General features: G+C 65.7%; 23 protein-coding genes. 16 read left to right on the plus strand and 7 right to left on the minus strand.

The window, feature by feature from the left end; all coding sequences use genetic code 11:
- Positions 1-219: 219 nt before the first annotated feature.
- From otsB to otsA, 3 genes are read left to right on the plus strand one after another with little or no spacing between them, the layout of a single operon-like run.
- Positions 220-1,032, plus strand: coding sequence for a trehalose-phosphatase (otsB, locus tag IB261_RS13820; protein WP_225606112.1), 813 nt, complete (start codon positions 220-222; stop codon positions 1,030-1,032).
- Positions 1,029-2,828 (plus strand): glycoside hydrolase family 15 protein, encoded by a 1,800-nt coding sequence (locus IB261_RS13825; protein ID WP_192382812.1) that lies wholly within the window; start codon positions 1,029-1,031, stop codon positions 2,826-2,828. Before otsB ends, IB261_RS13825 begins: the two co-directional genes overlap by 4 nt.
- Positions 2,810-4,219, plus strand: a complete 1,410-nt coding sequence (gene otsA, locus IB261_RS13830; RefSeq protein WP_151186934.1) for an alpha,alpha-trehalose-phosphate synthase (UDP-forming) — start codon at positions 2,810-2,812, stop codon at positions 4,217-4,219. Before IB261_RS13825 ends, otsA begins: the two co-directional genes overlap by 19 nt.
- 47 nt (positions 4,220-4,266) lie before the next feature.
- Here otsA and IB261_RS13835 read toward each other — a convergent pair whose 3' ends face one another.
- Positions 4,267-4,434 (minus strand): hypothetical protein, encoded by a 168-nt coding sequence (locus tag IB261_RS13835; protein WP_167523180.1) that lies wholly within the window; start codon positions 4,432-4,434, stop codon positions 4,267-4,269.
- A 290-nt stretch (positions 4,435-4,724) separates the two neighbouring features.
- On the opposite strand from IB261_RS13835, the gene IB261_RS13840 reads away from it, so the two are divergent.
- On the plus strand, positions 4,725-4,934 hold the full coding sequence (locus tag IB261_RS13840) for a cold-shock protein (RefSeq protein WP_017518411.1): 210 nt from the start codon (positions 4,725-4,727) through the stop codon (positions 4,932-4,934).
- Positions 4,935-5,087: 153 nt separating this feature from the next.
- Here the strand turns inward: IB261_RS13840 and IB261_RS13845 are convergent, their stop codons facing one another.
- The 3 genes from IB261_RS13845 to IB261_RS13855 form a co-directional block, all read right to left on the minus strand.
- Positions 5,088-6,368 (minus strand): MFS transporter, encoded by a 1,281-nt coding sequence (locus IB261_RS13845; RefSeq protein ID WP_081520826.1) that lies wholly within the window; start codon positions 6,366-6,368, stop codon positions 5,088-5,090.
- A gap of 131 nt (positions 6,369-6,499) precedes the next feature.
- A complete protein-coding gene (locus IB261_RS13850; protein WP_081520825.1) occupies positions 6,500-7,654 on the minus strand; it encodes an acyl-CoA dehydrogenase family protein in 1,155 nt (384 codons plus the stop codon).
- Between the two features lie 59 nt (positions 7,655-7,713).
- Positions 7,714-8,580 (minus strand): IclR family transcriptional regulator, encoded by an 867-nt coding sequence (locus IB261_RS13855; RefSeq protein WP_081520824.1) that lies wholly within the window; start codon positions 8,578-8,580, stop codon positions 7,714-7,716.
- Between the two features lie 243 nt (positions 8,581-8,823).
- On the opposite strand from IB261_RS13855, the gene IB261_RS13860 reads away from it, so the two are divergent.
- The 8 genes from IB261_RS13860 to IB261_RS13895 all read left to right on the plus strand — a co-directional run bounded on the left by IB261_RS13860 (position 8,824) and on the right by IB261_RS13895 (position 17,590).
- Complete coding sequence (locus IB261_RS13860; protein WP_192223303.1) at positions 8,824-9,600, plus strand: enoyl-CoA hydratase; 777 nt, start codon at positions 8,824-8,826, stop codon at positions 9,598-9,600.
- Positions 9,597-11,138 (plus strand): 3-hydroxyacyl-CoA dehydrogenase, encoded by a 1,542-nt coding sequence (locus IB261_RS13865; protein ID WP_192382811.1) that lies wholly within the window; start codon positions 9,597-9,599, stop codon positions 11,136-11,138. Before IB261_RS13860 ends, IB261_RS13865 begins: the two co-directional genes overlap by 4 nt.
- A 33-nt stretch (positions 11,139-11,171) precedes the next feature.
- Positions 11,172-12,374, plus strand: coding sequence for a 3-oxoadipyl-CoA thiolase (locus IB261_RS13870; RefSeq protein ID WP_081520821.1), 1,203 nt, complete (start codon positions 11,172-11,174; stop codon positions 12,372-12,374).
- A 22-nt stretch (positions 12,375-12,396) separates the two neighbouring features.
- Entirely contained in the window at positions 12,397-13,635 is a 1,239-nt protein-coding gene (locus IB261_RS13875) for a CaiB/BaiF CoA transferase family protein (RefSeq protein ID WP_151186941.1), read from the plus strand.
- A gap of 238 nt (positions 13,636-13,873) precedes the next feature.
- Positions 13,874-14,623, plus strand: coding sequence for an electron transfer flavoprotein subunit beta/FixA family protein (locus IB261_RS13880; RefSeq protein ID WP_427871385.1), 750 nt, complete (start codon positions 13,874-13,876; stop codon positions 14,621-14,623).
- Positions 14,623-15,567: an electron transfer flavoprotein subunit alpha/FixB family protein gene (locus tag IB261_RS13885; protein WP_192382255.1), complete on the plus strand. Its 945-nt coding sequence runs from the start codon at positions 14,623-14,625 to the stop codon at positions 15,565-15,567. Before IB261_RS13880 ends, IB261_RS13885 begins: the two co-directional genes overlap by 1 nt.
- Before the next feature lie 80 nt (positions 15,568-15,647).
- The gene (locus IB261_RS13890) at positions 15,648-16,898 is read left to right on the plus strand and encodes an OprD family porin (protein WP_081520567.1); all 1,251 of its coding nucleotides are present in this window, start codon (positions 15,648-15,650) and stop codon (positions 16,896-16,898) included.
- A 275-nt stretch (positions 16,899-17,173) separates the two neighbouring features.
- Positions 17,174-17,590, plus strand: a complete 417-nt coding sequence (locus IB261_RS13895; protein ID WP_192382257.1) for a hypothetical protein — start codon at positions 17,174-17,176, stop codon at positions 17,588-17,590.
- A 170-nt stretch (positions 17,591-17,760) separates the two neighbouring features.
- On the opposite strand, the gene IB261_RS13900 is transcribed toward IB261_RS13895, so the two are convergent.
- Both IB261_RS13900 and IB261_RS13905 read right to left on the minus strand, forming a co-directional pair.
- Positions 17,761-17,985, minus strand: a complete 225-nt coding sequence (locus IB261_RS13900; RefSeq protein WP_192382259.1) for a DUF2798 domain-containing protein — start codon at positions 17,983-17,985, stop codon at positions 17,761-17,763.
- Positions 17,982-18,572, minus strand: coding sequence for a flavodoxin family protein (locus IB261_RS13905; protein WP_192382261.1), 591 nt, complete (start codon positions 18,570-18,572; stop codon positions 17,982-17,984). Before IB261_RS13905 ends, IB261_RS13900 begins: the two co-directional genes overlap by 4 nt.
- Before the next feature lie 108 nt (positions 18,573-18,680).
- On the opposite strand from IB261_RS13905, the gene IB261_RS13910 reads away from it, so the two are divergent.
- Positions 18,681-19,118, plus strand: coding sequence for a helix-turn-helix domain-containing protein (locus IB261_RS13910; RefSeq protein ID WP_081520560.1), 438 nt, complete (start codon positions 18,681-18,683; stop codon positions 19,116-19,118).
- Between the two features lie 206 nt (positions 19,119-19,324).
- Here IB261_RS13910 and IB261_RS13915 read toward each other — a convergent pair whose 3' ends face one another.
- Positions 19,325-20,188 carry a LysR substrate-binding domain-containing protein gene (locus IB261_RS13915; protein ID WP_081520559.1) on the minus strand — a complete coding sequence of 288 codons (864 nt, stop codon included), beginning with the start codon at positions 20,186-20,188 and terminating at the stop codon, positions 19,325-19,327.
- A gap of 133 nt (positions 20,189-20,321) precedes the next feature.
- On the opposite strand from IB261_RS13915, the gene IB261_RS13920 reads away from it, so the two are divergent.
- Genes IB261_RS13920 through IB261_RS13930 form a run of 3 tightly spaced genes read left to right on the plus strand, consistent with a single transcriptional unit; the run spans position 20,322 to position 23,379 of the window.
- Complete coding sequence (locus IB261_RS13920) at positions 20,322-21,377, plus strand: agmatine deiminase family protein (RefSeq protein WP_192382263.1); 1,056 nt, start codon at positions 20,322-20,324, stop codon at positions 21,375-21,377.
- Positions 21,377-22,279 (plus strand): N-carbamoylputrescine amidase, encoded by a 903-nt coding sequence (gene aguB, locus IB261_RS13925; protein WP_192382265.1) that lies wholly within the window; start codon positions 21,377-21,379, stop codon positions 22,277-22,279. Before IB261_RS13920 ends, aguB begins: the two co-directional genes overlap by 1 nt.
- Positions 22,280-22,281: 2 nt before the next feature.
- Entirely contained in the window at positions 22,282-23,379 is a 1,098-nt protein-coding gene (locus IB261_RS13930; protein WP_192382267.1) for an extracellular solute-binding protein, read from the plus strand.
- The last annotated feature ends 4 nt before the right edge of the window (positions 23,380-23,383 follow it).

A 23,383-nucleotide genomic window follows, 5' to 3' on the forward strand; every position in this document is an offset into this window, starting at 1 on the left:
CTGATGGTCGATCCCTTGAGGAGTTTTCATGCAGTAAATTTCTGCTCCAATCCCCATCGGTTGGCTCGCTCAGCTCTGGCATGCGCCTGCCACGCGGCACTCCGGTGAAACCCGCGGTCGACCCTCGCGGTCCCACATGTTAGGGTCCTTGGGCTCCCTTTCACGTCCGCAACGGCTACCCACGGCCTGCGGCACGCCCTGAACATGGAGAAATGGCTCATGTCACGTCCCGTACCAAGGGGACCTGTCGACACCGCCATGGTCCCGCATAGCGAGGCCTCAGCCACTGCGCTGCTGAACCTCTGGCTCAGCCGACCTCAGCAGACCGCACTGTTTCTGGATGTCGACGGAACCCTTCTGGACATCGCCGAATCTCCCGGCGCGGTCGTCGTACCGCCCGGGCTGCTCGATGCCCTCACGCACCTGCACCGCCGACTCGACGGTGCCCTGGCCCTGATCAGCGGCCGCCCGGTCGAAGAACTCGACCGGCTCCTGCAACCCTTGCGCCTCGCCGCCAGCGGCGGCCACGGCGCGCACTGGCGCGAAAGTGGCGACCGCCCCTTGCGCCGCACCAGCAAAGACCTGCCTGCCTGCGTGCGAGTGCAGTTGAACGCCCTGGCGAACCGGCATGTCGGTATCCAGGCCGAGGACAAGGGCAGCAGCTACGCGCTGCACTACCGCTCCGCACCTTCGCTCGCCGCAGCACTGCATGTCGAGTTGCAGGCTTTGCTGCGCGCGCCGGAGGGCGCAGGGCTGCGCTTGCTCAACGGCAAGCAGGTCTACGAAGTCGTCCCCGAAGGCGTCGACAAGGCCCAGGCGATCCAGCGGCTGCTGGGTATGCCTGGCTTCGCCGGACGGCTGCCGCTGTATATCGGCGACGACGTCACCGACGAACCCGCCATCGCGTTGATGCCGGCGCTGGGCGGCCTCGGCCTTTCGGTCGGGCGTGCCTTGCCCGGTGCCAGCGCGGTGTTCAGCGACGCGGCGGATGTCCGCGCCGCTCTGATGCAAGCAGGAGGAATCAACCGATGACGAACCGGCACGAAGGTGCTCTGGAACTGGGCCTGATCGGCAACTGCCGGGTGGCCGCGCTGGTCAATCCGCAGGCACGGCTGGTCTGGTGGTGCTACCCGAACTTCGATAGCGATCCGGCTTTTTCCCGGCTACTGGCCGGCGATGATGAGAAAGGCTTTGCCGATGTGGTGCTGGAGAACCAGGCCAGCAGCACGTCCGACTACCAACGCAACACGGCGATCATCACCACCGTGCTGCGGGACGACAACGGCGGCGCGGTGCGCATCACCGATTTCGCTCCGCGTTTCCTGCAGCACGGCCATGTCTACCGCCCTGCGCAGCTGTGCCGGTTGATCGAGCCCATCGAGGGCGTACCGAAGATCACCCTGCGTGTGCGTCCGACCCACGGCTATGGCAAGCCGAGCCAGGGCGCCACCGGCTCCAGCCATATCCGCTACCTGGAAGGTGATGAGCCGCTGCGCCTGACCACCGACGCGCCGCTGGCCTATATCCAGCACGAAACGCCATTCGCCCTGCGCCATCCCGTGAGCCTGGTGATCGGTCTCGATGAACCGCTCGACAACGCTCCCGGCGAAGTGGTCCGCGACTATCTCAAACGCACCCAGAACCACTGGCACGACTGGGTGCGCGGGCTGGCCATCTGCTTCGAATGGCAGCCGGTGGTGATCCGCTCGGCGATCACCCTGAAACTGTGCAATTTCGAGGACACCGGGGCGATCATCGCCGCTGCCACCACCTCCGTGCCGGAGGCGCCCGACTCGCAGCGCAACTGGGACTACCGCTATTGCTGGCTGCGCGATGCCTACTTCGTGATCCTCGCCCTCAACCGCCTGGGCGCCACGCGGACCATGGAGGGCTACATCGACTTCATCACCACCGTGGCCAGCGGTGATGCCGAGCTCAAGCCGCTGTACGGCATCATCCCCAATCAGGACCTCACCGAACGCATCGAGCCGGACCTCGCCGGCTTCCTCAATCACGCGCCGGTGCGGGTCGGCAACCAGGCGGCGGAGCAGAACCAGCATGACGTGTTCGGCTCGGTGGCGCTGGCGGTGCTGCAGAGTTTTGTCGACGAGCGCCTGCCCAATCCCAGCAGCGAGGGCATGCTGCAACTGTTGGAGAACCTGGCCGCCAAGGCCGTGCACGCGGCGTTCGAACCCGACGCCGGCATCTGGGAATACCGCGGCCGGCAACGCATCCATACCCATTCCGCGCTGCTCTGCTGGGTCGCTTGCGACCGCGTCGGGCGCATCGCCAAACGCCTGGGCCGCAGCGAGGAAGCCGGCGGCTGGATGAACAAGGCGGCCAATCTGCGCGCACGCATCCTCGCCGAGGCCTGGAGCGAGAAGAAGCAATGTTTCACTGGCGCTTTCGGCCATGACGACCTCGATGCCAGCGTGCTGCTGATGAACGAGCTGGGCATCATCGAGGCCGATGACCCGCGGTTCATCGCCACGGTCGAGTGCATCGGTCGTGAGCTCAACGTCAACGGGCAGATGCTGCGCTATGCCGCGGCGGATGATTTCGGCGTGCCGGAAACCGCCTTCCTGGTGGTGAAGTTCTGGTACCTCGACGCGCTGGCGGCTATCGGTCGCGTCGATGAAGCGCGCGAGTTGTTCGAGCAACTGATCGCCTCGCGCAATCGTTACGGACTGCTTTCCGAGGACCTGCACCCGGACACCGGCGAACTCTGGGGGAACATTCCACAGACCTACTCCATGGCCGGGCTGATCAATTCCGCCATGCGTCTTTCCATTGGCTGGGAGGAAGGTCTATGCCGCGCCTCGTGGTGATATCCAACCGGGTCGCGATCCCCGACGAGAACGGCCCGGCGCCGGGCGGGCTGGCCGTGGCGGTGGACGCCGCCATGCGCAACCGCGAGGGCATCTGGTTCGGCTGGAGCGGCGAGAAAGCCGAGGAGCCCGGCCCGCCGACCATGGTCCAGCGCGACAACCTGCAGTACATCCTCACCGACCTGCATCCGCAGGACTTCGACGAGTACTACAACGGCTTTGCCAACCGCGTGCTCTGGCCGATCCTGCATTACCGGGTGGACCTGGCCGAGTTCAACGAGGCCGAGTTCGGCGGCTACCAGCGGGTCAACGAGTTCTTCGCCGAGCGCCTGAGCCCGCTGCTGGAGGAGGACGACGTCCTCTGGGTCCACGACTACCATCTGATCCCCCTGGCTTCGGCCCTGAGGCAGCGCGGGCATGGCAACCGCATTGGCTTCTTCCTGCATATCCCGATGCCGCCGGCTGACCTCATCACCGCGCTGCCGCATCACGACGAACTGATCCGCGCGCTCACCGAGTACAACCTGATTGGTTTCCAGACCGAGAACGACGCCAGCAACTTCGCCCGCTACCTGACCCGCGTGGTCGGCGCGGCAACCCCCGATGGCCGGCGTTATCACCTGGAGGACCAGCATTTTCGCGTCGGCGTCTTCCCGGTGGGCGTGGACGCGGCCGGTTTCCGCCGGCTGGCCGAAGAGGCCTCGCAGAGCCAGGCCGCCCAGGACCTGCGCGAAAGCCTGGGTGGACGCGCGCTGATGGTGGGTGTGGACCGTCTCGACTACTCCAAGGGCATCGTCAACCGGCTGGATGGCTACGAGCGCTTCCTCGAGCGCAACCCGGACTGGCACAACCGCGTCACCTGCCTGCAGATTTCACCGGGCAGCCGCCAGGACATCCCTGAATATGTCGACATCGATGCCGCTGTGAGCGCGCGGGTAGGGCACATCAACGGGCGCTTCGGCGCCGTGTCCTGGGTGCCGCTGCGTTATGTGGCGCGCAACCACCAGCGCGCCGACATCGCCATGGTCATGCGCCACGCGCGGATCGGCCTGGTGACGCCGCTACGGGACGGGATGAACCTGGTCGCCAAGGAATTCGTCGCCGCCCAGGACCCGGACGATCCCGGCGTGCTGATCCTCTCCCAGTTCGCCGGCGCCGCCGCCGAGCTGGGCGGCGCGCTGATCATCAATCCTCACGACCGCGACGCCCTGGCCGACGCCATGCAACGGGCCCTGAGCATGCCGCTCAAGGAGCGCCAGGCACGTCATCGCGACATGTATGCGGTGCTGGAGGCCAACGACATCCGCTTCTGGGGGCCCAGCTTCATCGATGCGCTGACGCGGCCGGGCAGGGCGCTGAACTGGCTGTCGAACCATTACCTCAGCCACTGAAACGCAAAACCCCGCCATGGCGGGGTTTTCTTCATGCATTCAAACGCTCAGGGCGCCGGTTTCTTCCCATCGGACTTTGCCCATTGCGACTTCCGCTCGACCTTCACTGCCAGTTGGCCAACGGGGATTTCCTGGATTTCGCCACCCTGGGAGAGGAAAGCGGCAATCTTTTCATCGAGCTCCGAACGTTCGCGAATCAGCTGTGAATCAGTCATGAAGTCACCTTTGCGTTGGGCGCCAAACCGGCCCGGCCAGCCTACACGTCTTTGACCTGTCGCGTCGTAATTGCTCGACCATTTGTCAAAATCACCACTGGTCGTGAAAAAAAGCTATGAATTAGCGCCAAACCTTGTATTCTGCATGGGCTGCCTGCCCAGTAACGAGTTCCGCGACTTGATGTTCTTCTACAAGATGCTCCATCTCCTCGGCACCTCTTCACTACGCATTCAGCTCATCGCCGGTCGGCTTTCGGCCGGCCTTTAGCATTCTTTTAGGAGACAACATCATGTCCGATCGTCAAAACGGCATCGTCAAGTGGTTCAACGCTGAGAAGGGCTTCGGCTTCATCACCCCGGAAAGCGGCCCGGACGTATTCGTTCACTTCCGTCAGATCGAAGGCAACGGCTACAAGTCCCTCGACGAAGGCCAGAAGGTCAGCTTCGTTGTGACTGCCGGCCAGAAAGGCCCGCAAGCTGAACAAGTTCGCGCTGTCTAATCGACATCGCTGACGAAAGAGCCCCGCTTCGGCGGGGCTTTTTTTTGCCTGCGATTTGCCCCGCTGACTCTTGATGACGCTTTCGGGGAAAAAACAAAAACGCCCGGTGCACTGCACCGGGCGTTTTGCGTGGCTGGGCGCTGAGCGCTCAGGTCATTCCTGTTGCGGGTCGAACTGCTTGTCGCGGATCAGCAGGGCGGGGATGACGCCGCAGATGAAGTACGCCGCACCCATCACCAGGAAGCCGACGCCAATGGACATCTGCGTGGCGAGGAAGCCGATCACCGCCGGGGCGATGGCTGCGCCGATGCGGCCGATGTTGTACGCACCGCCGACTGCCGTGCCACGGAAAGCGGCGGCGAAGCTTTCGGTCATGTAGGTCGCGTTCACGCCGTACGGGATGCCATAGAGGAAGCCGAACACCACCAGCATCCAGAGAATGTTCTCGGGGCTGTGGAACAGCACGATCACCGGCAGGAACACGGCGGTGCCCAAGGCGCCGAAGGAGAACACGGTGCGGCGGCCGAACCAGTCGGCGGCGACGCCGGCCAGTACCTTGCCCAGGATCATCGCGGCATAAGTGCCCACCAGGTACGAGGTCATGGCCTTGAAATTCATGCCCATCTCGGTTTCCAGGTACGACGGCATCCAGTTGTTCACACCGTAGTAGCCGAACTGCAGGAAACCGGCGGTGAGTGCCCAGAACAGGAACATGCGGCTGGCCTTCGGGTCGGCGAAGATCTGCTTGAAGGCATTCTGCCGGGGTGCAGTGGCTGCGCGGCCGGACGAGCCTTCGGCCTTGCGCTGCTGGCGTTCTGCTTGCGCCTGGACCCAGGCGGCGGGCTCGGGGATCAGCTTGCGCATCGCCACGGCCAGCACCACCGGGATGATGGCGATGTAGAACAGGTAGCGCCAGCCATGGTCCGGCAGAATCCAGCCAGCCAGCAGGGTGGCGACGATGTAGCCCACCGACCAGCCGGCCTGCAGGGTGCCGAGCACGGTGGTGCGGTATTTGGTCGGCACGTATTCGGCCATCAACGTGTTGCAGGCCACGTACAGGGCGCCGAGGCCCAGCGAGGCGACGAAGCGCGCGGCGGCGAACTGCCAGTAGTTGTGGGTCAGCCCGAGCACTGCGGTGCCGACCGAGAACAGCACGATGGTCCAGACCACGGTCTTGACCCGGCCGAAGCGGTCGCAGGCCCAGCCGCCGTAGATGCCGCCGAAGGCCATGCCGGCCAGAGTGACGCTGCCCAGGCTGCCGGCCTGGAGGTTGCTCAGGCCGAACTCGGCCTTGAGGCTGGTGAGGCTGTAGGAGAGGAGCATCAGGTCTGCGCCATCGATCAGCAGGCCGATGAAGCAGAAGGCGAAGACCAGGACCCAGGTCTTGCTCTGGGTGGCGGCGCTCGCAGCCGGTGCGGAAGCAGTGTTTTCCATGAACGAATTACCTGTTGTAGTTGTTGGCGGGGCGGTTGGCCGACCCTCGGTAAGCGTGCGTGCGAATCCTGCCGGCAGGCGCGTGGTGCGTGGCCACGCGCTGCCGAATCGGGTGCCTCAGAACTGGTGCATCAGGACTGGGCTTCGCGGATCATGTTGCGGGCGATGATCACCTGCTGGATCTGGGTGGTGCCCTCGTAGAGTCGGAACAGGCGGACGTCGCGGTAGAAGCGCTCGATGGCGTACTCGCTGACGTAGCCGGCGCCGCCGTGGATCTGTACGCAGCGGTCGGCTACGCGGCCGCACATCTCGGTGGCGAACATCTTCGCGCAGGAGGCCTCGGTGCTGACGTTGCGTCCCTCATCGCGCTTGCGTGCGGCGTCCAGCACCATGCAGCGGGCGGCGTAGATCTCGGCCTTGCTGTCGGCCAGCATTGCCTGGATCAGCTGGAACTCGGCGATCGGCTGGCCGAACTGCTTGCGCTCCAGGGCGTATTGCAGCGCGTCGGCGAGCATGCGCTCGGCGGCGCCGACGCTCAGCGCGGCGATGTGCAGGCGGCCCTTGTCGAGCACTTTCATCGCGGTCTTGAAGCCCACGCCCTCGACGCCGCCGATCAGTTGGCTGGCGGGGATGCGCACGTTGTCGAAGATCACGTCGCTGGTGTGCGCGCCTTTCTGGCCCATCTTGTGGTCCGGCTTGCCCAGGGAAATGCCCGGGGTGCCGCGCTCGACGATGAACGCGCTGATGCCGCCGGAGCCCTTGATCGCCGGGTTGGTGCGGGCCATCACGGTATAGATGCCGGCATGCGGGGCGTTGGTGATGAAGCGCTTGGTGCCGTTGAGCACGTAGAAGTCGCCATCGCGCACGGCGGTGGTTTTCAGCGAGGCGGCATCGGAGCCCGAGTCCGGCTCGGTCAGGCAGAAGGCACTGAGCAGTTCGCCGCTGGCGAGCCTGGGCAGGTAGTGGGCTTTCTGCTCCGGCGTGCCGTCGATCAGGATGCCGATGGAACCGATGCCGTTGTTGGTGCCGATGTAGGAACGGAAGGCGGGGGAGGTGCGGCCGAGTTCGAAGGTGATGTTCACCTCTTCTTCCATGGTCACGCCCAGGCCGCCGAACTCTTCGGGGATGGTCAGGCCGAACAGGCCCATCTCGCGCATCTGCTGGACGATGTCCTGCGGGATCGCGTCGGTCTCGGCGACCTCGTTCTCCCGCGGGATCAGCACTTCGCCGACGAACTGGTGGATGGAATCCAGAAGTATCTGCAGCGTTTCTGGGTCTCGGATCATGTGCACTCCTCAAAAGGCCCGCGAGCGGGCCTGTCTTCCGAGGCACCGTCACCCGAGATTCAGCGAGCGGCGGCACCTATGTTGTTGACCATGTTGATCAGGCGGGGCCCGATGTCGTCCTCGAGCTTCTCGCGTGTCAGCTGGAAGCTCGGGCCGCCGCAGTTGAAGGCCAGGAGCCCGTACTGCGGATGTACCAAGGGCACGGCGACGGAGTTGACGTCGCGGTGCCATTCGCCGATCGACAGGCAGTAGCCGTAATCGGTGAAGTCCCTGAAAGCGCGGTCCAGACCCTTGCGGATGGCCGGCCAGTTTTCCGGTTCGCGCTGGCGAACGTGGTCGAGCAGGAATTCCCGCTCGTTCTCCGGCATCGCCGCGAGGCACGCGCGGCCCACCGAGCTCGCCGCCAGCGGCAGGTAACTGCCGATCTGCCGGCGCATCGTCATGTTTCCCTGGCCCTGCACGACGTCCACATAGACCATCTGCAGGCGGTCGCGGGCGGCCATGGCCACCGCCGCCTGGGCGTGGTTGGCCAGTTCCTCCATCAGCGGATGGGCCACCGCGCGGATCGACAGGTTCGACAGCATCGCGTAGCCGAAACCCAGCACGCCGACGTCCAGCTGGTACTTGCCTGAGTGCACCTCGCGCTTGAGGCAACCCAGGCGCATCAAGGTGTTGGTCAGGCGTGTCACGGTCGGCTTGGGCAGGTCGGTCTTGCGGGCCAGGTCCTGGTTGCTCAGCACGTTTTCCCGTGGCGTGAAGCAACGCAGGATCTCCAGGCCGCGAGCCAGGGCCGTCACGAACTGGCCGCTGTTTTCCTCTTCGCTCAGTGCCGTGGCGGGGTCATACAGTCCCCGTTCCAGCAGGCCGATCTCACCTTCGTTTTTCGTCGGCGCAGCCGAGTCCATCTCCGTCTTGTTGCGGCGCATGGTAGAACCCCTATTCACGGAAAATCAATAAAATAAAATTCAGTTTCGTCAGGCGAAATTGTAATGGGTCTGGACTGGTTAGTACAGGCGTACCCTTAAAAATATTCAAAGACGCGTATTTAAAGGCTTTTAGAGGGTGTGTCGATCTTCACCGTTTACAGGCTGGATGAGGTGTCACTATGATGAAATCGAAATACGGAATGTAGTTTCGTCAGACGAAACAACTAAGAGGTCAGAGCTCCAATGAATACCAGCGTGGTTCATCTCGATATCCAGGCCGATGGTGTGGCGGTCGTCCGCATCGACCGACCGGAAGCCAAGAACGCCTTGAATGCTGCCGTGCGCCAGCAGCTGGCCGAGCACTTCCGTGCCCTGAGCGAAAATCGCGACGTTCGCGCGGTGGTGCTGACCGGGGGAGAGGAATGCTTCGTCGCCGGGGCGGACATCCGCGAATTCGCCCAGGCCAGCCCCATCGAGATGTACCGCCGCCATACCGAGCTGCTGTGGGAGGCCATCTCGCGCTGCCCGAAACCGGTGATCGCCGCCGTGAATGGCTTCGCCCTGGGCGGCGGCTGCGAGCTGGCGATGCACTGCGACATCATCGTCGCCGGTGAGTCGGCACGCTTCGGCCAGCCGGAAGTGAAGCTCGGGCTGATGCCCGGCGCGGGTGGCACCCAACGGCTGATCCGCGCCGTGGGCAAGTTCCAGGCGATGCGCATTGCCCTGACCGGCTGCCTGATCAAGGCGCCGGAAGCCCTGGCCATCGGCATGCTCAGCGAGGTGGTGGAAGATGCGCGCACGCTGCCCCGCGCGCTGGAGCTGGCCGCCGAGATTGCTGCGCTACCGCCGCTGGCCGTGGCACAGATCAAGGAAGTGATGCTCGCCGGCGCCGACCTGCCGCTGGAGAGCGCCCTGACCCTGGAGCGCAAGGCCTTCCAGCTGCTGTTCGATTCGCAGGACCAGAAGGAGGGCGCCGCCGCCTTCCTGGAAAAACGCAAAGCCAGTTTCCTGGGGGAATGAGCATGACCCTTTCTTTCAGCATCGAGCGCATGGCCATCGTCGGCACCGGCGTCATGGGCAGCGGCATCGCCCAGATCGCCGCCCAGGCCGGCATCCAGGTGAAACTCTTCGACGCCCGTGACGGCGCCGCACAAACCGCCCGCGACAACCTCGGCCGGACCCTCGCCAAACTGGCGGAGAAGGGCAAGATCACCACCGCCGAGGCCGACGCCACCCTGGCGCGCCTGCTGGTCGCCGGCTCCCTGAGCGAGCTGGCGGATTCCGACCTGGTGGTCGAAGCGATCATCGAGCGCCTGGATGCCAAGCAGGCGCTGCTGGCCGAGCTGGAAGCCGTGGTCAGTGCCGAGTGCATTCTCGCGACCAATACCTCGTCGCTGTCGGTCACCAGCATCGCCCGTGGCTGCCAGCATCCGCAGCGGGTGGCAGGCTTCCACTTCTTCAACCCGGTGCCGCTGATGAAAGTGGTCGAGGTGATCGACGGCCTGGCCAGTGATCCGCAGGTCGGCGACAGCCTGGTGGCGCTGGCCGCGCGCATGGGCCATCGCGGCATCCGCGCCAAGGACACCCCCGGCTTCATCATCAACCACGCCGGCCGCGCCTACAGCACCGAGGCGCTGCAGATGCTCAAGGAAGCCATCGCCGAACCGGCCGACATCGACCGCATCCTGCGCGAGGGCCTGGGCTTCCGCATGGGCCCGCTGGAATTGTTCGACCTGACTGCGCTGGATGTTTCCCATCCGGTGATCGAGTCCATCTACAACCAGTTCTACCAGGAGCCGCGCTATCGCCCGGCGGCGCTGACCCGGCAGATGCTCGAGGCCGGTTTCGTCGGGCGCAAGGTCGGGCGCGGCTTCTATCGCTATGCCGACGGCAAGATGATCGATGCGCCCGCTCCGCAACCGGTGCCGAACGTGGCCGCCCTGCCGCCGGTGTGGATCGGTGCGGAGAACGACCAGGATCGCGAACTGCTCGGCGAACTGCTGAAGAAGCTTGGCGCGACCCTGGAGCAGGGCGCCCAGCCAAGCAGCGAGGCGCTGTGCCTGCTGGCTCCCTATGGCGTTGACGCCACCACGGCGTGCCAGAGCTTCGCTACCGACCCGGCGCGTACCCTGTGCATCGACCTGCTGCTGGATCTGCAACGCCACCGCTGCCTGATGCAGAACCCGGCGACCTCCAGCGCCATGCGCGACGCCGCCCATGCGCTGCTGGCGGCTGACGGCGTGGGCGTCACGGTGATCAATGACAGCGTCGGCTTCGTCGCCCAGCGCGTACTGGCGCTGATCGTCAACCTGGCTGGCGACATCGTCCAGCAGCGCATCGCCAGCGTCGATGACCTCGACGAAGGCGTGCGCCGTGGCCTGGGCTACCCGCAGGGCCCGCTGGCCTGGGGCGACAGCGTCGGCCCGGCGCGCCTGCTGAGCATTCTCGAACGCATGATCGGCCTGACCGGCGACGCCCGCTATCGCCCCGGCCCCTGGCTGCGCCGCCGCGCCGCGCTGGGGTTGTCGCTGCGCCATGCCGACCCCGCGCTGGGCTGACGCCCAGCGTCCACCTCTTTCAAGGAGACCTCCATGCTCAATGCCTTTATCTACGCCGGCCTGCGCACCCCCTTCGGGCGCCATGGCGGCGCCCTGGCCCCGGTGCGCCCGGACGATCTGATCGCCCAGGTGATCCGCGAGCTGCTGGCCCGCACCAGCGTGCCCGGCGAAGCCATCGAGGACGTGATCCTCGGCAACACCAACCAGGCCGGCGAAGACAGCCGCAATATCGCCCGCCATGCCGCGCTGCTCGCCGGCCTGCCGGTGACCGTACCGGGACAGACGGTGAACCGCCTGTGCGCCAGCGGCCTGGCGGCCGTCATCGACGCGGCGCGTGCCGTGACCTGTGGCGAAGGCGAGCTGTTCGTCGCTGGCGGCGTGGAAAGCATGTCCCGCGCGCCCTTCGTCATGGCCAAGGCCGAGGCCGCCTACAGCCGCGACCTGACGGTGTTCGACAGCACCATCGGCGCGCGCTTCCCCAACCCGAAGATCATCGCCGGGTTCGGCAACGACAGCATGCCGGAGACCGGCGACAACGTAGCCCGCGAGTTCGGCATCAGCCGCGAGCAGGCCGACCGTTTCGCCGCGCGCTCCCAGGCCAACTATGAAGCCGCCCGCGAGGCCGGTTTCTTCGCCGGGGAAATCCTCCCGGTCAGCGTGCCCACTGGGCGCAAGACGCCGCCGAACGTGGTCGAGCAGGACGAACATCCGCGTCCGTCTTCCGATGAAGCCGCGCTGGCGCGCCTGAAACCCTTGTCCGAAGGCGGCGTGGTCACCGCCGGCAATGCCTCTGGCGTCAACGATGGCGCGGCCGCGCTGCTGATCGGCTCGGCTGCGGCGGGCGAACGCCACGGCCTCAAGCCGCTCGCGCGGATTCTCTCGGCAGCGGCGGTCGGCGTGGAGCCACGCATCATGGGCGTCGGCCCGGTGGAGGCGATCAACAAGGCGCTTGCCCGCGCCGAACTGACCCTCGCCGACATGGACATCATCGAGATCAACGAGGCCTTCGCCTCCCAGGTGCTCGGCTGCCTGCACGGCCTGGGCGTGGACTTCGACGATGCGCGGGTCAACCCCAACGGAGGCGCCATCGCAGTCGGCCACCCGCTGGGCGCTTCCGGCGCGCGGCTGGCGCTGAGCGTCGCGCGACAACTGCAGCGCAGTGGTCAACGCTATGCGGTTATCAGCCTGTGCATCGGTGTGGGCCAGGGGCTCGCCATGGTTATCGAGCGCGCGTAAGCGCGCCTGCGAGGAATTGAAGATGGGTGCTTTGAGCGGATACCGCGTACTCGACCTCAGCCGCGTGCTGGCCGGCCCCTGGTGCGGCCAGGTGCTGGCCGACCTGGGCGCGGAAGTGATCAAGATCGAACGGCCCGGCGTGGGTGATGACACCCGTGGCTGGGGCCCGCCCTACATGAAGGCCGCCGACGGCTCGGACAGCAGCGAGGCGGCGTACTACCAGTCGACCAACCGCAACAAACTGTCGGTGGCACTGAACCTGGCGACGGAAGAAGGCCAGGCGCTGGTGCGCGCCCTGGCCTGCGAGTGCGACGTGCTGATCGAGAACTACAAGGCCGGCTCGCTGGCCAAGTACGGGCTGGATTACGACAGCCTGTCCAAGGTCAATCCGCGCCTGGTCTACTGCTCCATCACCGGCTTCGGCCAGACCGGCCCGCGCGCCGAGGAGCCCGGCTACGACTTCATCATCCAGGGCATGGGCGGGCTGATGAGCATCACCGGCGAGAAGGACGGCGTGCCCGGCGCCAGCCCGCAGAAGGTCGGTGTCGCCGTGTCCGACGTGATGACCGGCCTGTACTCGGTGGTCGCCATCCAGGCCGCGCTGCTGGCGCGGGAGAAGACCGGTCGCGGCCAGCACTGCGACATGGCGCTGCTCGATGTGCAGGTCGCCATGCTCGGCAACCAGAGCCAGAACTACCTCGCCACCGGCCGCTCGCCGGGCCGCCAGGGCAACGCCCACGTCAACATCGTGCCGTACCAGGTGTTCAGCGCGCAGGACATGGATTTCATCATCGCCTGCGGCAATGACAGCCAGTTCGTCTCGCTGTGCGACGCCATCGGCCTGCCCGAACTGCCGAAGGACCCGCGTTTCACCCGTAACGCCGACCGCGTGCGCAACCGCGACGTGATCGTCGGCAAGCTGGCCGAGCACTTCCAGGGCGACACCGCCGACAACTGGGTGCGCCGCATCCACGCGATGAAGGTGCCGGTCGGCGTGATCAACGATATCGGCCGCGCGCTGGACGAGCCGCAGGTGGTCGCCCGGGACATGCTGGTGGAGATTCCCCACGCGCAGAACCCCGCGTTCCGCATGGTCGGCAGCCCGCTGAAACTGTCCGACACCCCGGTGGAATACCAGCGCCCGGCGCCGATGCTCGGCGAACACACCGACGAGGTGCTCAAGCGCCGCCTGGGGCTCGACGACGCGCGCCTGGCTGCGCTCAAGGCCGAGGGTGTGATCGAGCAGCTGGGCAAACCCTGACGCGTCAATGCTCGCAAGAGAGTAGGGCGCATAACGCGCCAGCGTTATCCGCCGCTGGCCCGAATGACGGCGGATAACCGCAAGCAGTTATCCGCCCTACGTTCGTTGAGTCCGTTCGCGAGCAGGCTCGCTCCTGCGGGGCGTTCCCCCCATTGCTCTTCGCAGGCGTGGGCCTGCTCGCGAACCCATCCCAACAGCAGCGCCGAGGCAAACCGGCGTCAGCCAAGGAAACAACCGAATGAAAGTGCTCGTCGCGGTAAAACGCGTGGTCGATTACAACGTCAAGGTCCGCGTCAAGGCGGACAACTCCGGCGTCGATCTCGCCAACGTCAAGATGTCCATGAACCCCTTCTGCGAAATCGCCGTGGAAGAGGCCGTACGCCTGAAAGAGAAAGGCGTCGTCACCGAGATCGTTGCGGTCTCCGTCGGCCCGACCGCTGCCCAGGAGCAACTGCGTACCGCGCTGGCTCTGGGTGCTGATCGCGCCATCCTCGTTGAAACCAACGAAGAACTGAGCTCCCTGGCCATCGCCAAGTCGCTGAAAGCCCTCGTCGACAAAGAGCAGCCGCAGCTGGTCATCCTCGGCAAGCAGGCCATCGACAGCGACAACAACCAGACCGGCCAGATGCTGGCTGCGCTGACCGGCTACGCCCAGGGCACCTTCGCCTCCAAGGTCGAAGTTGCCGGCGACAAGGTCAACGTCACCCGTGAAATCGACGGCGGCCTGCAGACCGTTGCCCTGAACCTGCCGGCAATCGTCACCACCGACCTGCGCCTGAACGAGCCGCGCTACGCGTCGCTGCCGAACATCATGAAGGCGAAGAAGAAGCCGCTGGAATTCCTCCCGCCCGATGTACTGGGCATCTCCATGACCTCCACCGTGAAGACCCTCAAGGTGGAAGCGCCCGCCGCGCGCAGCGCCGGCATCAAGGTGAAATCCGTGGCCGAACTGGTCGAGAAACTGAAGAACGAAGCGAAGGTGATCTGATGGCTGTTTTGGTTGTTGCAGAACATTCGAATGGCGCGCTGGGCTCGGCAACGCTGAACACCGTTGCCGCTGCGCAGAAGATCGGTGGTGACATCGCTGTCCTGGTCGCTGGCCAGAACGTCGATGGCGTGGCCGAAGCCGCTGCCAGGATCGCCGGTGTTTCCAAGGTGCTGGTCGCCGACAACGCTGCCTACGCTCACCAGCTGCCGGAGAACGTCGCTCCGCTGATCGCTGCTCTTGTGAAAGACAGTGGGGGCAATGGCTACAGCCACGTGCTGGCCGCCGCCACCACCAACGGCAAGAACTTCCTGCCGCGCGTCGCCGCTCTGCTGGACGTCGACCAGATCTCCGAGATCATCGAAGTGGTCAGCGCCGACACCTTCAAGCGTCCGATCTATGCCGGTAACGCCATCGCTACCGTGCAATCCTCGGCCGCCGTCAAGGTCATCACCGTGCGTGGCACCGGCTTCGACGCCGTTGCTGCCGAAGGTGGCTCCGCCGCTGTTGAAGCCGTTTCCGGCCCGGCCGATGCTGGCAAGTCCGCCTTCGTGGGCGAGGAACTGGCCAAGTCCGACCGTCCGGAACTGACCGCTGCCAAGATCGTCGTTTCCGGCGGCCGTGGCATGGGCAATGGCGACAACTTCAGCATCCTCTACTCCCTGGCTGACAAGCTGGGCGCTGCCGTCGGCGCTTCCCGCGCTGCCGTTGACGCCGGCTTCGTGCCGAACGACATGCAGGTCGGCCAGACCGGCAAGATCGTCGCTCCGCAGCTGTACGTGGCCGTCGGTATCTCCGGCGCCATCCAGCACCTGGCGGGCATGAAGGACTCGAAAGTGATCGTTGCGATCAACAAGGACGAAGAGGCGCCGATCTTCCAGGTTGCCGACTACGGCCTGGTCGCCGACCTGTTCGAAGCCGTACCGGAGCTGGAACGGACTATCTGATCCCGCTCATTCCCCTGGCCGGGCCAGCCGTCATCGGCCCGGCGTTTTGCCAACACCTCAAGTAGAAAGAAACAAGAACAATGAATACTCGTCGACTCCCCGTGCTGGTCTCCGGACTGGCGCTGCTGCCCCCGTTCGTCCACGCCGATTTCCTCGCCGACAGCAAGGCCAGCATCGAAACTCGCAACTTCTACTTCAACCGCGACTACCGCCAGAGCGGCGCCGCCCAGTCGAAATCCGAGGAATGGGCGCAGGGCTTCCTGCTGCGCTACGAGTCGGGCTACACCGACGGCACCGTTGGCGTCGGCGTCGATGCCCTCGGCCTGCTGGGCCTGAAGCTCGACTCCAGCCCGGATCGCTCCGGCTCCGGCCTGCTGCCGTACTCCGCCAGCGACAAACGCGCCGCCGATGATTACAGCGACCTGGGCCTGACCGCCAAGCTGCGTGTCTCCAAAAGTACCCTGAAAGTCGGCACGCTGCTGCCCAAGCTGCCGGTGGTGCAGTACAACGACACCCGCCTGCTGCCGCAGACCTTCCAGGGCGCGCTGGTGGAGTCGAAGGAACTCGACGACCTCGACCTGCAGCTCGGCCAGCTGCGCGAGGTGAAGCAGCGTGATTCGTCCAACGACGAAGACCTGTCGATGACCCGTGGCAACAAGCGCAACATCGTGGCCGGCAGCCACCTCACCAGCGACCGCTTCAACCTCGCTGGCGGCACCTACCGCTGGAGCAACCAGCTCAGCACCAGCTACCACTACGCCAACCTCGAAGACCTCTATCGCCAGCACTACGTGAGCCTGGTGCACACGCTGCCGATCGCCGAAGGCCAGTCGCTGAAGTCCGACATCCGCTGGGCGCGCTCCACCGACGATGGCGGCAGCAACGTCGACAACCGCGCGCTCAACGCCATGTTCACCTACAAGCTCGGCAACCAGGCGTTCGCCCTCGGCCTGCAGCGCATGTCCGGCGACACCGGCTTCGCCTACCTGTCCGGCACCGACCCGTACCTGGTCAACTACGTGCAGATCGGCGACTTCGCCAACAAGGACGAGCGCTCCTGGCAACTGCGCTACGACTTCAATTTCGCCTCCTACGGGCTGCCCGGCCTGAGCCTGATGACCCGTTACCTGCGCGGCGACAACATCGACCTGCTGAACGGGCAGGGCAACGGCAAGGAGTGGGAGCGCGACACCGACGTCGGTTACCTGGTGCAGAGCGGCCCGCTGAAGAACGTCGGCTTCAAGCTGCGCAACAGCACCTTCCGCAGCAGCTTCGGCAACGACATGGACGAAACCCGCTTCATCGTCAGCTACACCTTGCCGATCTGGTAAGTGCTTCATGAAGCCTCCCGCTCCATAGCGATTGGGAGGCGATGCTCCACGAGTCTCCGGGCGCTGCGCAGGCAGACCCGGAGTACACCTCGGCGATACTCCGGGACGAACGGCGTAAAAGCCCGTGCTTGAGCGAGTGAGGGGACATTTCCTACGTGCTGGTGGTCTCACTGGGCGAGGAAAAGTCTGGTCAGGGCCTGCGCCCTCGGCTTATAAAACCCCTTCGCCGCTGTAGACCCGCAGGGATAGCGGCCCCACGAGATCAAGGAACGATGATGCGACGAGTCACGATGATTCTGCTCGCTGCCGCCCTGTTGCAGGGCTGTGCGCACCAGAAGACCGGCAACCAGTGCGAAGACAACTTCAACACCGAAGGGGGCTTCATTGCCGGCAAGACCTTCACGTCCAACGTCCAGCTGGACATGCCGGTGGCCAAGGTCTTCGACCGGGCGCAGAAGACGCTGGTGAAGGAAGGCTTCACCATCCAGAACGCCGACGAGAAGAGCGGCACCATCTCCGCCTACCAGGGCGTGATCCTGAGCAGCCGCAACGCACCGTTGAACGTCGTGGTGGAAAAGTCGGGCTCGGGCTCCAAGGTAAGCTATGTCTTTGTCACCCTGGGTGGCATGTACACCACCGAAGGCGCGGTGCGTGACGGCTTCTGCCGGTTCACCGACGGGATTCGGCACTAATCGGTAGCCTCGTGCAGGAGCGCGCCATGCGCGCGATCGCGGGCATGGCCCGCTCCTGCAGGGAGCTCGGTTTGTAGGATGGATGGAGCATGCTGTGGCGTGGTACGAGGCGATGGGTATCGCTGCGCTCCACGCCATCCTACGTTCGAGGTTCCCTGATATTCCTGAGCCTACGCGCGGACCAGCCTTTCCACGAGGCGGCGTGTCAGTGGGGCGACGACCAGCACCAGCGGGAAGGCAATGCTCCAGCTGGCGAGCCACGCGCCCAGCCAGAGCTGGGCGAAGGCCGGGGCCAGGCCGACGGCGCGCCAGGTGGAGAGGCCGGAGACCAGCAAGGTCATCACGCAGGACAGGATCAGCGCGAACAGCAGCGGGCCGTAGCGGCGGGCGATCATGCGTGGGCCTCCTGCGCGTGCTCGACCTGCGGCTGGTGCAGGCGGCCGAGGGTTTCGGCGAAGTACTGGCCGAACAGCCGGGCGGTCTTCAGGTCGCCGGGGCAGAAGTCCGCGGCGGTCTTGTCCGCCTGGGCCATCAGCCCGGACCAGGAGCCGAGGCGGTTGGCGGCTTCCTCGACGGGCACGCCCAGGTGCTGCTCGGGGAGGATCGCGTTGCCGGCCCAGAGCATCCCGTGCTGCATGCAGAAGGTGAACAGCGAGATCAATGTGGACTGCTTGTCGCCCGCAGGCAGCGCCGACACGGTGAAGCCGGCGGCGAGGCGGCCGCGCAGCTTCTGCTGGCGCCACAAGGGCCCGGTGGCATCCATCAGGGCTTTCAGCGGCGCCGAGACGCCGCCCAGGTAGGTTGGCGACCCAAGAATCAGCCCGTGGTAGGCGAGCAGCGCTTGTGGCTGTTCGATCAACTCCTGCGCCTTGAGCAGGTGCACTTCGCAGCCGGGCACCTGGCGGGCGCCGCTGGCGATGGTCTGGGCGATGCGCTCGGTACGGCCGCTGGCGCTGTGGTAGACGATGGCGATGGTTTTCATGGTTTCTCCGCAGGTTGCACGCAAGGGGAGGGTCGCGCGTGGATTGACCTCGGCGACCTTTGGCGTGAACCTACAAGTTCAAGCGAACTTGAGGTCAAGAGGTGTTCCATGGATATCGCTGACGTTGCCAGGCGCTCCGGCGTGCCGGCATCGACCCTGCGGTTCTACGAGGAGAAGGGGCTGATCGTTTCGCTCGCCAAACCCGGCGCGCGCCGCCAGTTCGCGCCGCAGATTCTCGACCAGCTGGCGTTGATCACGCTCGGGCAGTCGGCGGGGTTCAGCCTGGAGGAAATCCGCTCGATGTTCGCCGGCGACGGCGGGACGAATATCGACCGACAGATGCTGGCGGCCAAGGCGGATGAGCTGGATGCCACGATCAGGCGTCTGCGCGCGATGAGCCGGGGGCTGCGGCATGCGGCGGCGTGCCCGGCTCCCAGTCATGCGGAGTGCCCGACTTTCCAGAAACTGGTCAAGGCGGCGGGGGAGAGTGCGCTGGAGGGGAAGAGGGAGCGGGGGAGGTTGAGGAAGGGGAAGGGTGCGGTCTGAGGGATTTGAGTGGGGGGAGGGTGGTATCGGCTGGCAGGATGCTTTGCAATTGCGAGCGGATGCCCGGTTCATGCTCGCGAACCCAGCCAACCGCCGGCCCTGCCGGCGGATCGCGGGCATGGCCCGCTCCTACAATTTCGTAGGGCGAATAACCCGGAACGGGTTATCCGCCGGCTTGGCGGATAATGCCGTAGGCGTTATGCGCCCTACAGGGAGACGCCCAGCGCGGCGGATAGCCACTCGCAGAAGCCCATCGCCTGGGCATTGCGCTCGCTCTGCTGGTGTACCAGCAGCGACCAGTTCGGCCCGCGCACGGTCTGCTCGCTGAGCGGGGCCAGCAGGCCATTGCTACGGGCATCGCCGGCCAGCAGCCGGCTCACCAGGGCAACGCCCAGCCCCTGACTGGCGGCGTCCAGCAGCAGGCCGGGGTCGGAGAAGTTCAGGCCCTCGCTGCGCTGGCCAACGTCGGCGCCACCTTGCAGCTGCCAGTGCGCCCAGTCCATTTCCCGTTCGCCGTGCAGGGTGGTGCGCGCCGGTTCCGGCTGCGCCAGCAATGAGGGATGGCAGGCCGGGTAGAGGCGATCCTCCAGCAGCACGCGGAAGCGGCATTCGGCCTGGGCGGTGAGGTCGTCGCGCACGGCGATGTCGATGGTCTGGGTGGCCATGTCCGGGGTTTCGTCGGTGGTCAGCAGCCAGAGGTCGATCTGCGGGTGGCGGGCGTGGAAGTCGCCCAGGCGCGGCACCAGCCAGTGGCGGGCGAAGGCCGGGGTGGTGTTGACCACCAGCTGGTTGGGCTTGCGGTACTGGTCCAGGCGGCGGATGCCTACGGCCAGTTGCTGGAGCATGGATTGCGTGGTGCTGAGCAGGTCGGCGCCAGCGTCGGTCAGCGCCACCTTGCGCCCGGAGCGATAGAACAGCGGCTGTTCGACGAAGCTTTCCAGGCTGCGGATCTGCTGGCTGATGGCCGACTGGGTGAGGTGCAGCTCCTCGGCGGCCTTGTGGAAGCTGCCCAGGCGCGCGGCGGCTTCGAAACCGCGCAGGGCATTCAGGGGTGGCCAGTGTTTGAGCATGATCGATAAGTCTGCCTAATCAGATTTGCGCAAAATCTATCGTTTGTTCTGACATTTTTACAGGCCTAGCATGGTCGTCAGGCGCCGCTGAACCTTTTCCTTCCGATAAAAATTACTTACCAAAGGCTTGAGTATGCATCGCAACGACGATAGGCAGAACGGCTGGCGCATGCCTGCCGAATGGGTCAACCACGCGGCGACCTGGATGGCATTCCCGCATAACCGTCCGCTCTGGGAGGGCGGCTGGCACGTGACCCTGGAGCAGGTGCAGGAAGACTTTGCCCGCGTTGCCAACGCCATTGCCCGCTTCGAGCCGGTGAAGCTGGTGGTGGACCCGTCCGCCATAGCCCGCGCCGCCGAGCTTTGCGGGGCCAATGTCGAGCTGGTGCCGCTGCCCATCGACGACAGCTGGTGCCGCGACTCCGGGCCGACCTTCGTCTGCCATCCGCAGCACGGCGTGGCCGGCGTGAGCTGGCGCTTCAACGCCTGGGGCGGCAAGTCCGAACACACTCTGGACGAAGGCCTGGGCCGCCGCATTCTCAATACCCTCGGTCTGGATTGCTTCGGCACGCCGCTGTCCAACGAGGGCGGGGCGATCCACGTGGATGGCGAGGGCACGCTGATCACCACCGAGTCGGTACTGCTCAACCCCAACCGCAACCCTGGCGTCAGCAAGCGCGAGATGGAGGAAATCTTCAGCCGCCTGCTCGGCGTGACCAAGACCATCTGGCTGCCGGGCGACCCGCAGTACGTCACCGGCGACATGACCGACGGCCACGTCGATGGCGTGTGCGCTTTCGCCCGCCCCGGCGTGCTGCTGGTGGATGCCACCCACGACGCTTCCAGCACCTACGCCGAGGTGGCGCGCGAGAACCGTCGGGCGCTGGAGCTGGCGACCGACGCCAAGGGCCGTTCCTTCGAACTGATCGAGCTGTTCGAAGCCAGCGCAGCGGTGGACCCGGAGGCGGAAGTCTTCTGCGCGTCCTACACCAACTTCTACCTCGCCAATGGCGCGGTGATCATGCCAGCCTACGGCATCGCCGCCGACGACGAAGCCGCGGCGGTGCTGGCCCGCGCCTTCCCCGGCCGCGAAGTGGTGCCGGTGCGCATCAACAACCTGGCCCATGGTGGCGGCGGCGTGCATTGCATTACCCAGCAGCAGCCGGCCTGGCCGCTGGGGAGCCTGTGATGAGCAAGCTGACCGTCGCTGTCCTGCAGTTCTCCTGCAGCTGGGACCTGCCGCGCAACCTTGCCGAAGCCGAGCGCCACGTGCGCGCGGCTGCAGCGGCGGGGGCGAAGCTGATCCTCCTGCCCGAGCTGTTCGCCACGCCGTACTTCTGCATCGAGCAGGACCACGCCCACCTCGCCCTGGCCCAGCCGTATGAGGACAGCCCGCTGCTACAGCGCTTCGCCAACCTGGCGGCGGAGCTCAACGTGGTGCTGCCGATCAGCTGGTTCGAGCGCGCCGGCAACGCCTACTTCAACTCGCTGACCGTGGCCGACGCCGATGGCAGCCTGCTCGGCGTATACCGCAAGACGCACATCCCCAACGCCATCGGCTACCAGGAGAAGGAGTACTTCAGCCCCGGCGACACCGGTTTCCGCGTCTGGGACACCGCCGTCGGCCGTATCGGCGTGGGCATCTGCTGGGACCAGTGGTTCCCCGAGACCGCCCGCTGCCTGGCGCTGCAAGGCGCGGAGATGCTGCTGTTCCCCACCGCCATCGGCTCCGAGCCGGGCGCCGAACAGCTGGATTCCCGCGACCACTGGCAGACCGCCCAGCGCGGCCACGCTGCCGCCAACCTGCTGCCGGTGCTGGCGGCCAACCGCATCGGCGAGGAAGTGGCGCCCAGCGATGACGCGCTGCGCATGCGCTTCTACGGCTCGTCCTTCATCACCGACCACAAGGGCGCGCTGCTGGCCGAGGCCGGGCGCAACGAGGCCGCCGTGCTGGTACGCGAGCTGGATCTCGACCTGGCCCGCGAGGAGCGCCTGACCTGGGGCGTGTACCGCGACCGCCGCCCGGAAATGTACGGCCCGCTGCTCGGCCTCGACGGCCGCCACCTGCACCCGCGCTGGCAAGGAGTCTGACCATGAACAAGCAACTGCTGATCGGCGCGCTGGGGTTGTCCCTGGCGTGCACCCTGCAACCGGCCTCTGCCGAAGAGAAGGTCCTGCGCCTGTTCAACTGGGCGGATTACTTCGCCCCCGACACGCTGGCGAACTTCACCAGGGAAACCGGCATCCGCGTCATCTACGACGTGATGGACAGCAGCGAGACGCTGGAGGCCAAGATGATGGCCGGGCACAGCGGCTACGACCTGATCTTCCCCGGCGATACCGTGGCCGAGCGCCTGATGCGCGCCGGCGCCTTGCAGAAGCTCGACGAGAGCAAGCTGGAGCACCTTGGCGATATCGAGCCGGGCCTGCAGAGCCTGCAGACCAAGTACCCGTACTCGCGGCATGCCGTGGTGCCCTACACCTGGGGCAGCATCGGCCTGACCTACAACCAGGCGAAGATCGAGCAGCGCATGCCCGGCGCACCGGTGAACAGCCTCGACCTGATGTTCAAGCCGGAGCTGGCCAAGCACTTCGCCGACTGCGGCATCTCGATGATCGATTCGCCGGATGAGGTGCTCGCCGTGGTGCTCAACTACCTCGGCCGCGACCCGCGCAGCGGCAAGCCGCAGGACCTGAGCGATGCGCTGGCGGTACTCAATGGCATCCGCCCGTACATCCGCAAGTTCCAGTCGCAGCCGGTGACCCAACTGGTGAATGGCGACCTGTGCCTGTCGCTGGGCTACAGCGGCGACGTGATCCAGTCGCAACGCGCCGCCATTGATGCGAAGAAGCCCGAACGCTTCGAGTACCGCGTACCGCGCGAAGGCACTTCGGTGTGGATGGACACCATGGCCATCCCGGCCGACGCGCCGCACCCCGAGTACGCCTACGCGCTGATCAACTACCTGATGCGCCCGGACGTGATGGCGGCGATCAGCAACGCCACCGGCTACCCGACGTCCAACGCCAAGGCGCGGCCGATGGTCGAGGCGAGCCTGCGCGACAACCCGGACATCTATCTTGATGAGAAGGCTTACGCGCGACTGTTCCCCGGCAAGGACATCCCGCAGCGCGACATGCGTTCGCGGATGCGCACCTGGACCAGCTTCAAGACCGGCACCGGTGGTTGAGGAG

Origin of the sequence: Pseudomonas sp. PDM20, from assembly GCF_014852575.3 — a bacterium.
Classification (GTDB): Bacteria; Pseudomonadota; Gammaproteobacteria; order Pseudomonadales; family Pseudomonadaceae; genus Pseudomonas.

Bases quoted from the DNA above. Each gene is read 5' to 3' on its own strand.
- IB261_RS13885 (WP_192382255.1), top strand. From the start codon at position 14,623: ATGGCTGTTTTGGTTGTTGCAGAACATTCGAATGGCGCGCTGGGCTCG.
- IB261_RS13900 (WP_192382259.1), bottom strand. From the start codon at position 17,985: ATGATCGCCCGCCGCTACGGCCCGCTGCTGTTCGCGCTGATCCTGTCC.
- IB261_RS13895 (WP_192382257.1), top strand. From the start codon at position 17,174: ATGCGACGAGTCACGATGATTCTGCTCGCTGCCGCCCTGTTGCAGGGC.
- otsA (WP_151186934.1), top strand. From the start codon at position 2,810: ATGCCGCGCCTCGTGGTGATATCCAACCGGGTCGCGATCCCCGACGAG.
- IB261_RS13880 (WP_427871385.1), top strand. From the start codon at position 13,874: ATGAAAGTGCTCGTCGCGGTAAAACGCGTGGTCGATTACAACGTCAAG.
- IB261_RS13915 (WP_081520559.1), bottom strand. From the start codon at position 20,188: ATGCTCAAACACTGGCCACCCCTGAATGCCCTGCGCGGTTTCGAAGCC.
- IB261_RS13870 (WP_081520821.1), top strand. From the start codon at position 11,172: ATGCTCAATGCCTTTATCTACGCCGGCCTGCGCACCCCCTTCGGGCGC.
- IB261_RS13930 (WP_192382267.1), top strand. From the start codon at position 22,282: ATGAACAAGCAACTGCTGATCGGCGCGCTGGGGTTGTCCCTGGCGTGC.
- IB261_RS13860 (WP_192223303.1), top strand. From the start codon at position 8,824: ATGAATACCAGCGTGGTTCATCTCGATATCCAGGCCGATGGTGTGGCG.
- IB261_RS13910 (WP_081520560.1), top strand. From the start codon at position 18,681: ATGGATATCGCTGACGTTGCCAGGCGCTCCGGCGTGCCGGCATCGACC.
- IB261_RS13840 (WP_017518411.1), top strand. From the start codon at position 4,725: ATGTCCGATCGTCAAAACGGCATCGTCAAGTGGTTCAACGCTGAGAAG.
- IB261_RS13845 (WP_081520826.1), bottom strand. From the start codon at position 6,368: ATGGAAAACACTGCTTCCGCACCGGCTGCGAGCGCCGCCACCCAGAGC.
- IB261_RS13850 (WP_081520825.1), bottom strand. From the start codon at position 7,654: ATGATCCGAGACCCAGAAACGCTGCAGATACTTCTGGATTCCATCCAC.
- otsB (WP_225606112.1), top strand. From the start codon at position 220: ATGTCACGTCCCGTACCAAGGGGACCTGTCGACACCGCCATGGTCCCG.
- IB261_RS13865 (WP_192382811.1), top strand. From the start codon at position 9,597: ATGAGCATGACCCTTTCTTTCAGCATCGAGCGCATGGCCATCGTCGGC.
- IB261_RS13875 (WP_151186941.1), top strand. From the start codon at position 12,397: ATGGGTGCTTTGAGCGGATACCGCGTACTCGACCTCAGCCGCGTGCTG.
- IB261_RS13905 (WP_192382261.1), bottom strand. From the start codon at position 18,572: ATGAAAACCATCGCCATCGTCTACCACAGCGCCAGCGGCCGTACCGAG.
- aguB (WP_192382265.1), top strand. From the start codon at position 21,377: ATGAGCAAGCTGACCGTCGCTGTCCTGCAGTTCTCCTGCAGCTGGGAC.
- IB261_RS13920 (WP_192382263.1), top strand. From the start codon at position 20,322: ATGCATCGCAACGACGATAGGCAGAACGGCTGGCGCATGCCTGCCGAA.
- IB261_RS13855 (WP_081520824.1), bottom strand. From the start codon at position 8,580: ATGCGCCGCAACAAGACGGAGATGGACTCGGCTGCGCCGACGAAAAAC.
- IB261_RS13825 (WP_192382812.1), top strand. From the start codon at position 1,029: ATGACGAACCGGCACGAAGGTGCTCTGGAACTGGGCCTGATCGGCAAC.
- IB261_RS13890 (WP_081520567.1), top strand. From the start codon at position 15,648: ATGAATACTCGTCGACTCCCCGTGCTGGTCTCCGGACTGGCGCTGCTG.
- IB261_RS13835 (WP_167523180.1), bottom strand. From the start codon at position 4,434: ATGACTGATTCACAGCTGATTCGCGAACGTTCGGAGCTCGATGAAAAG.